2 protein-coding genes are annotated in these 475 nt (G+C 67.2%); both read left to right on the top strand.

The features are described 5' to 3' along the window. The coding region (locus tag HW466_RS31355; RefSeq protein WP_176316170.1) for a RidA family protein at window positions 1–245 on the top strand (245 nt) is incomplete at its 5' end. Next, window positions 242–475: PhzF family phenazine biosynthesis protein (locus tag HW466_RS31350; protein ID WP_176316169.1), on the top strand; the 234-nt coding region annotated here is incomplete at its 3' end. The genes HW466_RS31355 and HW466_RS31350, both read left to right, overlap by 4 nt.

Genomic DNA, 475 nt, shown 5'->3' with positions numbered 1-475 from the left:
ACCTGCTGGCGACGCTGCACGCCCACACCGGCGACCTGAACCGCGTCAAGCGCATCGTCAAGCTGATGAGCCTGGTCAACTCGACGCTCGAGTTCACCGAGCAGCACCTGGTCACCAACGGCGCCTCGGAGCTGATCGCCGAGGTGTTCGGCGACGCCGGCAAGCATGCACGCTCGGCCTTCGGCGTGGCGCAGATCCCGCTGGGCGCCTGCGTCGAGATCGAACTGATCGCCGAAGTCGAATGACGGCGCGGCGGGTTCGCTTCAAGCAGGTCGACGTCTTCACGGCGGTGCCGTTCCGCGGCAATCCGCTGGCCGTGGTGTTCGATGCGGATCCGTTGTCCGACGCGCAGATGCAGGCGATCGCGCGCTGGACGAATCTCTCGGAAACGAGCTTCGTCTGCGCGCCGACCGATCCGAGCGCCGATTACCGCGTGCGGATCTTCACCACCCACCGGGAGCTGCCCTTCGCCGGC

The organism is Burkholderia territorii (genome assembly GCF_902833055.1).
GTDB lineage: Bacteria > Pseudomonadota > Gammaproteobacteria > Burkholderiales > Burkholderiaceae > Burkholderia > Burkholderia territorii.
Note: the sequence above shows the minus strand (reverse complement) of the source record. Positions and strands in the feature narration are given on the sequence as shown.